The sequence below is a fragment of the Mesorhizobium sp. M7A.F.Ca.US.002.01.1.1 genome (genome assembly GCF_004022955.1).
Lineage (GTDB): Bacteria > Pseudomonadota > Alphaproteobacteria > Rhizobiales > Rhizobiaceae > Mesorhizobium > Mesorhizobium ciceri.
Genome location: NZ_RZQE01000361.1, coordinates 1 through 6,122 on the forward strand (window position 1 = coordinate 1; position 6,122 = coordinate 6,122).

Here is a 6,122-nt window from a genome sequence, read left to right on the forward strand (position 1 = left end):
GCTACGGTCAGCGCGGGCGCCAGTGCCGTCGCCAGGCTGCGTCGGCCGGACATGCTCGGCGGGGCATCACGCGTGCCGTCGGTTTCCGATGCGGTCATTTCCAGGGTTCCTGCCAGAATGTGCCGGGCGCCATCTCCGGCGCGCTGCCGACCAGCTTCGCGCCGCCGATCGCCGCCAGCACATGGTATAGCCTGCCGGCGTCAGCCGCTTCCTCGGCGACCGACCGTCTGGGAATGCCCTGACGATAGCGATCGCGCAGTTTTTCCAGTTCCTTGCCTTCCGCGCGAATGATCGGCGCCAGGCGCAGCCATTCGTCATCGGATCTGGCCAGCAAGTCCTTGGCTTGCGCGGACGCCCTTACGAACCCCCTGACGGCATCGGGGTTCTCGTTCGCCCATTGGTCATGGAAGACGTAACCGAGCGCCGACACGGGTCCCAGAGCCCCAAGCGTCTTTGCCGCGTCATTCACGCCGATCAATCGACGGAAGCCATTGGCCTCGAGACGGGCGCAAAAATGCCAGAAATTCAGCACTGCATCGAGTTCGCCCTGTATCGCCTTTTCCGAAATCAGCGGCGGCGCGCCAAAGACGATGTCGCTGGTTGCCGACAGGTCGACGCCGAGATCGCGTCTGGTCAGCGCTTGTATCAGCAGCCAACTCTTGTCGAGCGGGCCGCCGGCGACGCCGATCTTCTTGTCCTTGAGATCGGCGACCGTCCGGATCGGTGAACCCTCCTTCACCATGATCGCGCCCACGGCGGTGGAATAGGGGAACAATGTGAGGTCGCCGCCTTCGGAGCGCTGGCGCGAGACCCACAGCCAGTCGGAGACGATCATGTCGATCGCGCCAGCCTGCATCGCGACGCTGGTTGCATCCTCGCCGGCGAAGTCGATGATCTCCAGATCGATCCCGTTCGCGGCATCGAACTTGTGCTGCCGTAGCGTATCGAGTTCCCAACTCACGGTTCCAAACTTCAGCACACCGAGGCGAATCCTGGCTGCCGCAACGGCTGGCCTGGTAGCAAGAACAGCGGCTGTCCCGAGAACCGCCAGACGCAACGTCATGCGCCGTGAAACCATCATGACACCTCCTCCCCAGGGTTCCGCGCTGCCAAATCAGATGGCTCGTTCCTTGCTCGGAAATGCGCATTTCCAGCGCATGACCTTGAGGGTCGGGTGTTCTTGAGACCATTTCGCGATTTCGCTGGGGGCAAGGAACATGCATTGGAACAGGGTGCCGCGGCTCTCGAAATAGAGATGTTCGTCTCGGCAATTGCTCGGATTGGCGCTGAGGCAAACCGTCAATATGAGATCGACCATGTCCATTCAGCACCTCTTGCGCGTTCCCAAACGCCCATCTCGGCGAGTCCAGCCCAACCAGGAGCCAGGACAAAACCGCCACTTGCCGGATTTCTCAAGGTGCCAATGGAGAAACCGGAATGAGGTCAAGCTACGCGCTCGCCCGATAGTCGTCAACAAAGACGAATGGGCAGAATCCTTGAGCACCCAGGCCTCTAAACCTTTGTACGATTGACTTTCACAACATGCCGATTAGCTTCCAGGTGACGCGGCGCGGCTCCACGGGAGAAGCGGAATTTCCACGCCACCGCGTAAGGCGCATGCCGACGGATCAAAGGATCGGCATGCGCAAATCGTCCAGGGCACCCAGACGATCAATGAGGAAATACCATGCGCGCAATCGCATTTTTCGCAGTCATGTCCGTTGTGCCCTTCATCGCGAGCCAATCCCAGGCACAGGATGCGGCGGCGGGTGAGAAGGTCTTCGCCAAATGCAAGGTCTGCCATGTCGCCGACCAGGACAAGAACAAGGTCGGCCCGTCGTTGAACGGCGTCATCGGCCGAACAGCCGGCACGCACCCGGGGTTCAGCTATTCTCAGGCGATGGTCGCGGCAGGCAAGTCCGGCGTCAAATGGGATGAACCCACGCTGAAGACTTACCTTCACGATCCCAAGGCCATGGTCAAAGGAACAAAGATGGCGTTTGTCGGCCTCAAACAGGACGAAGACATCGCCAATGTCATCGCCTATCTGAAGCAATTCTCGAAATAGCGCGCCGCCGGCCGTTCGAACTTGCGTTCGGCCGGCGTTCGCCTACGCATCGGCTTGCAGCCCCTGCATTGCCGAAGGCAGATCGAAAAGGCTGTCGCAAACAAGATCGGCGCCAAGCTCTTCCACCGGAATGTGGCTGTAGCCGCCACGCAGCAGAATGACGGGCATGCCGGCGGCGCGTGCGGCGCCCAGGTCAGCGCCACTGTCTCCGACCAGCAGCGCGTCACCCGGGTCGACGCCTAGCTGTGCCAACGCCAGCAGCAGGGCATCGGGCGCCGGTTTCAGGTATGTCACCGCGTCTCCGCCGACGATCGCACCGAAATATTCCGTCAATCCGAAATGAAGCAGGATTTCGCGGGTCGCCAACTGCGGTTTGTTGGTTGCCACCCCCATGCCTACTCCGCCCAAATGAAAGTGGGTGAGGGCCTCCCTGACGCCAGGCATCAGCCTTGTCAGGCCGGTCAGGTGCCGGCGGTAGATAGGCGCCATGACGCGGTTTGCCTCATCGAGAGCGTTGCCGAGCAGTGGCGCTCCCGATGCCGCGAAGGCTCGCTCGATCAGTTTCCTGACACCGCCGCCGATCATGGCCTTGACCCGGTCCAGGCGCAGCGGCGGCAGATCGCGGCTGGCCAGCAATTCGTTGACGGCGGCCGCTATGTCCGGTGCCGAGTCGACCAGCGTGCCGTCGAGGTCGAACAGGATCGCCTTCGGCGATCGAAGCGGCCTACCTGCGCCGACGTTCATGCGTCATCCTTCCACTTGATCGAGCAGCCGATCGAGGCGACCTGGTCCAGCGGCCCGTCGCCGGTTCGGGCAACCTGCTTCATCGCCTTGAACAGATCGCGTCTCAGCCCGGGCGCTCCGGCTTCTCGTCGCGAGGCGTCCAGCCGACCGCGATATTGCAATCCCAACTCGCTGTTGAACCCGAAGAAATCGGGAGTACACACCGCCACGTAATCGCGCGCTACAGTTTGGCGCTGGTCGTGCAGGTAAGGGAAGCTGAAGCCGTTCGTCGTGGCGAAGAGCTTCATTTGCTCGAAGGAATCCTCCGGGTAGGTGTCGGCATCGTTCGAGTTGATTGCGACAAAGCCGATACCTTCGGCCTTGAGGTCGTTGGCATCGCGCACGATACGTGAAATCACCGCCTTCACATAAGGGCAGTGATTGCAGATGAAGGCCACGACCAGGCCATTCGGGCCGGCCTGGCTGAGGATCGAATGCGACCTGCCGTCGACGCCGGGCAAAACGGCATCGATCGCGCGCCAGCCGAAATCGCAGACAGGGGGAACGGCCGCCATGCTTGCCTCCGATGAAATGGTTTACGCGGCTTTCCGGATCGCACCGTCGGCCGCCTGTCGGATGGTTCCAATGTTGGCGCGGTAGGCCGCCTCGGCGCCTCCCTTGAACACGGCCGACCCGGCGACCAGCACATTGGCGCCGGCCGCGGCGACCAGCGGGGCGGTTTCGGCCGTGACGCCGCCATCGATTTCGATGTCAATCGGGCGGTGGCCAACCAATGCCTTGATTCGCCTGATCTTCTCGATGACCGCGGAAATGAAGGCCTGGCCGCCGAAGCCTGGATTGACCGTCATCAGAAGCACCAGATCGAGCCTGTCGAGCACATACTCGATGACGCTCTCCGGCGTCGAAGGATTCAGCGATACGCCGGCCTTCTTGCCGAGATTTTTGATCGCCTGCAGGGAACGATCGAGATGCGGCCCGGCCTCTGCATGCACCGTGATGATGTCGCAACCGGCGTCGGCGAAGGCGGCCAGATAGGGGTCGGCCGGCGCGATCATCAGATGGCAGTCGAAGATTTTGTCCGTTCGGTCGCGGATCGCCTTGATCACCGGCGGACCGAAGGTGATGTTGGGCACGAAGTGGCCGTCCATCACGTCGAGATGGATCCAGTCGGCACCCGCCCGCACGACAGCTTCGACCTCGTCGCCGAGCCGCGAGAAATCCGCGGAAAGCACGGAGGGTGCGATGATTGTCCCGGTGACCATGGTCGTCGTCTCCAATTCTGTCTGCGGTGTTGGTCGCTGCGCCGGCCGCTTCGTCCTGTCAGCGCATCTTCGTCTCCGGTTCGCCTTCCAGTTTCCCTTCCGCGAACACGCGGCTGCCGCGAATGTCGGATTCCTCGATGGTGATAAGATCGGCCTTGGTCAACACCCGGCTGCGCGATGCGAAAAGCCGGTTAGCCTGCCGCAGCCGCGCCCGGTCAAGCCCATTGCGAACCGAACGCGCGTTGGAGAAATGCGGCAGCCTCATGCGGATCGGAAGATACTCTTCGAGCGCCTGGGACGCCGCCTCGCTGAGGCGATAATTCTGCTCCGCGAGCATAATCTCGGCGATCGATTTCAGTTCGCTGACGCCATAGTCGGGGAAGTCGAGGTGGTGGGCGATGCGCGAACGCATGCCGGGATTGCTGTCGAAGAAGCGGTCCATCTTGTTCTTGTAGCCGGCAAGGATCACAACCAGATCGTCACGGTTGTTCTCCATGCACTGCAGCAGGATTTCGATCGATTCCTGGCCGTAGTCGCGTTCGTTCTCTGGCTTGTAGAGATAGTAGGCCTCGTCGATGAAAAGCACGCCGCCCATGGCACGCTTGATCACCTCGCGGGTCTTGGGCGCGGTGTGGCCCACATACTGGCCGACGAGATCGTCGCGAGTCACGGCGACCATGTGGCCTTCGCGGACATAACCCAGACGATGCAGGATTTCGGCCATCCTCAGCGCCACCGTGGTCTTTCCGGTGCCAGGATTTCCCGTGAAATTCATGTGCAGCGTCGGCGCGCCCGATGTCAGTCCGAACCTGCGGCGAAGCCGGTCGACCAGGAGGAGGGCGGCGATCTCGCGGATGCGGGTCTTGACCGGCTTCAGGCCAACGAGTTCTCGGTCGAGCTTGTCCATCACCTCGTCGATGTTGGACGCCTCGAACTCGGCCTGCAGATCGACCGTCGCGTCCTGTGCGGCAGCGTCCTTTGTCATCGCGTTCAGCATGGTTCGGCTAGCTCCGCTCGCCCTCGGGCCTGTCGGTCGCATAAGGCACGATCGAATAACCCTGGCTGCGGCCGTCACGCTCCTGGCGCAGCAGCCGGAACCCGGGTTCGCTGGGCGGCCGGTTGACAATGAACGACATGCGCGGCGCTTCCCAGCCCTTGGTCGAATCGAAGGCGGTCACCCGCACATACATGTTCGGACAGGCTTTCCGGCAAGCATTGACCTCGAGCAGTATGCCCGCCGGATCTTTCAAGTCGAACATCGGGTTGCCGTACATTTCCCAATAGGTATTTCGCGGATGCGGATCGTCCGTGTACTCGACGCTGACCGCCCAATGGTTCTTCAGCGCGTATTTGATCTGCGCCGAAATCTGCTCGTCGGTCAGGTCGGGCAGGAACGAGAACTGCCCCTGTGTGACCTTGTTTCCCGGATTGGTCATCATGACGACGGTTCCTTTCGTCTAGAAGCTGGGCGTTGCGGTTGGCACGAAGTCGGCCGTGTCGGTCGATTCGTAGTTGAAGGTGACGTCCTTCCAGGTCTCCAGGGCAGCCTTCAGCGGCGTGCACCATCTGGCCGCCTGTTCGAGGATCTTGGTCCCTTCGCGCAAATAATCGCGCCCCTCGTTGCGGGCCAGGATCATCGCTTCCAAGGCGACGCGATTGGCCGTCGCGCCTGCCTGGATACCGTCCGGATGGCCGATCGTGCCGCCGCCGAACTGCAGGATGACGTCCTCGCCGAGATAGTGGATCAACTGGTGCATCTGGCCGGCATGGATGCCGCCCGAGGCAACGGGCATCACCTTGTTGAGCGAGGCCCATTCCTGATCGAAGAACAGCCCGGTTTCGAGGTTCTGAGGCGTGCGCTCCTCGCGCAGCGTGTCATAAAATCCCTTGATCATGAGCGGGTCGCCTTCCAGCTTGCCGACCACCGTGCCGGCAACTCGACCTATTCGCGCCAGAAGAACCACGGCATGAATTTCCGCGTCATCTGCAAATGGATGCGCATGGCCGGCGTCGACCATATCCATGCCGGCACGGTGCAGGTGCAGGAC

Annotated in this window: 9 protein-coding genes and 1 pseudogene; 2 read left to right on the forward strand and 8 right to left on the reverse strand. The window is 61.8% G+C overall.

Translation table 11 applies throughout. The features are described 5' to 3' along the window. Positions 1-94 precede the first annotated feature (94 nt). Both EN932_RS26450 and EN932_RS26455 read right to left on the reverse strand, forming a co-directional pair. The gene (locus tag EN932_RS26450) at positions 95-1,081 is read right to left on the reverse strand and encodes an ABC transporter substrate-binding protein (RefSeq protein ID WP_127384921.1); all 987 of its coding nucleotides are present in this window, start codon (positions 1,079-1,081) and stop codon (positions 95-97) included. 33 nt (positions 1,082-1,114) lie between these two features. After that, entirely contained in the window at positions 1,115-1,324 is a 210-nt protein-coding gene (locus EN932_RS26455) for a hypothetical protein (protein ID WP_013532063.1), read from the reverse strand. Between the two features lie 363 nt (positions 1,325-1,687). Between EN932_RS26455 and EN932_RS26460 the strand changes: the two genes are divergently transcribed. Then, positions 1,688-2,068: a cytochrome c family protein gene (locus EN932_RS26460; RefSeq protein WP_024504374.1), complete on the forward strand. Its 381-nt coding sequence runs from the start codon at positions 1,688-1,690 to the stop codon at positions 2,066-2,068. 42 nt (positions 2,069-2,110) lie between these two features. On the opposite strand, the gene gph is transcribed toward EN932_RS26460, so the two are convergent. From gph to EN932_RS26490, 6 genes and pseudogenes are all read right to left on the reverse strand, one after another. Beyond that, entirely contained in the window at positions 2,111-2,812 is a 702-nt protein-coding gene (gph, locus tag EN932_RS26465) for a phosphoglycolate phosphatase (protein ID WP_127384920.1), read from the reverse strand. After that, positions 2,809-3,366 (reverse strand): thioredoxin family protein, encoded by a 558-nt coding sequence (locus EN932_RS26470; RefSeq protein WP_127370566.1) that lies wholly within the window; start codon positions 3,364-3,366, stop codon positions 2,809-2,811. Before EN932_RS26470 ends, gph begins: the two co-directional genes overlap by 4 nt. A gap of 21 nt (positions 3,367-3,387) precedes the next feature. Further along, positions 3,388-4,074 carry a ribulose-phosphate 3-epimerase gene (gene rpe / locus EN932_RS26475; protein ID WP_013532059.1) on the reverse strand — a complete coding sequence of 229 codons (687 nt, stop codon included), beginning with the start codon at positions 4,072-4,074 and terminating at the stop codon, positions 3,388-3,390. Between the two features lie 58 nt (positions 4,075-4,132). Continuing rightward, a complete protein-coding gene (gene cbbX, locus EN932_RS26480; protein ID WP_013532058.1) occupies positions 4,133-5,071 on the reverse strand; it encodes a CbbX protein in 939 nt (312 codons plus the stop codon). Between the two features lie 7 nt (positions 5,072-5,078). Further along, positions 5,079-5,513, reverse strand: a complete 435-nt coding sequence (locus tag EN932_RS26485) for a ribulose bisphosphate carboxylase small subunit (RefSeq protein ID WP_013532057.1) — start codon at positions 5,511-5,513, stop codon at positions 5,079-5,081. An 18-nt stretch (positions 5,514-5,531) separates the two neighbouring features. Then, positions 5,532-6,062, reverse strand: a pseudogene (locus EN932_RS26490) (RuBisCO large subunit C-terminal-like domain-containing protein); the annotation flags it as partial. Between EN932_RS26490 and EN932_RS39100 the strand changes: the two are divergent. After that, positions 6,042-6,122, forward strand: an 81-nt coding sequence (locus EN932_RS39100) for a RuBisCO large subunit C-terminal-like domain-containing protein (RefSeq protein WP_245483328.1), incomplete at its 3' end; no start/stop codon positions are given. The pseudogene EN932_RS26490 and the gene EN932_RS39100 overlap by 21 nt on opposite strands.